We start from the raw sequence: 1,489 nt of genomic DNA on the forward strand, positions 1-1,489 counted from the left end.
CTAGGGCATATACACATCTCGCAGAGCCCATCCATCGGCACAGGCACGGAAGTAGGCCAGGCCGTTGTAGAAGGTGATTGGTCCCGGTGGTCTGGAGGAAGCATAGCCGTTCCAGCCGCCGAGCTTGGCGATGATCCATGCCGCCCAGGCGAGCGAGCTCCTGGGGTGGGGATTGGCTTGCAGCTTGGTCTTGCCTTTGAAGCGCTTCTCGAGCGCGGCAAGTGTGTCGATCTCGTTTGGCGTGAAGACGAGGCTTGCCGGTTGAGCGTCCTGGCCGCTGCGGGACTGCACGAGCTGCATGACGATGACCGCGGCCTTGGCGGCGATGGCAATGAGTTTCTCCAGGCGTGCGGCCGATTGCAGCTGGCTGTCTTCGATCTTCAAGCCCTGGGCCTTCATCGTCCGGAAGAACTGCTCGATGGTCCAGCGCTGCTTGTACCAGGCGACGATCTGCCAGGCCTGGGCAGGGCTGCTCACCGCATGGGTGGTCAGAAGCAGCCAATGAAGCGGCTCCACGCCGTCGGGCGCAGCCGTCTCGACGACTTCGACCCAGCGCAGCGTCACCCCCTCTGGCAGCCCCTTTGCGCGCAGGTTCGCCGGCCGCTTGATCGTGGCTTCGCCAAAGCGCAGGCACAGCTCAGCCCGGCGCGCCGGGCGGTCCTGGCGCTCGCGCAGCTCGATCACCTGCGTATCGCAGAACACCACTTTCGCCACGGCGCGGCGCAGCGTGCCGCCAGTGGTGAGGGCCCGGTCATTCATGAGACGCGACAGAACATGGCAATGGCCGTCCGGCACACCAGCCCACATCATATACAAGTCGCTCTCACGGTCGGCGATGAAGGTGACCATGCCGGCCCGGGCCAGCACCGGCTTGGCCGCTTCGGCCGTCTCGATCCAGTGGCGCGATTCCTTTTCGCTCAACGGCCGCTCGGCATGCGGCGGCAGCTCCTCGTCCCCGCGCGTCCACACCTGCCCGCCCACAAGACCCAGGCAAGAACCGCGCTCGGCATCAAGAGCCAGCATTGGATGCAGCAGCAGGCCCCAGCAATTGCCCTTTTTGACCTTGCCCAGGCCGCGCCGGTTGCCCTCTGTCGTCGGGAACTTGATCTCGCTGGTGTCCTGCACCGCCAGGACATGCCGGCCCTCGACCGCAAGCCGGGTCTGATCGCTCCAGCCTGCGATGATCCGGTCCGCTGTCACCGCGTCATTGCCGAGAAAGCGCCCATAGCGGATCTCTTCGGAATGGTCGCCACCGGCAAGCCGGCGCAGGCAAACCGTTTCGCGCAGCACCATGCCTTGGAGCAGCCTCGCCCCCCTTTATCGAGACGACGATCTCCAAATGAACCCAAGGACCAGTCCTGGCATGTCTGCATCGGCGACGCTCCTCCAAATCAGAACGTCACAGAAGAATCATACAGCACACGCCGGCGGAATCCGACACGTCACAACCGAGTCAATCCGTCGCAGCAAGATGTGTATACGCCCTAGC

Annotated in this window: 1 protein-coding gene; it reads right to left on the reverse strand. The window is 64.2% G+C overall.

What is annotated here, in order from left to right:
- The gene (locus NKI17_RS36785; protein WP_023675890.1) at positions 1–1,293 is read right to left on the reverse strand and encodes an IS4 family transposase; all 1,293 of its coding nucleotides are present in this window, start codon (positions 1,291–1,293) and stop codon (positions 1–3) included.
- Positions 1,294–1,489: the final 196 nt, after the last annotated feature.

The organism is Mesorhizobium sp. M0816, from assembly GCF_040320005.1.
Lineage (GTDB): Bacteria > Pseudomonadota > Alphaproteobacteria > Rhizobiales > Rhizobiaceae > Mesorhizobium.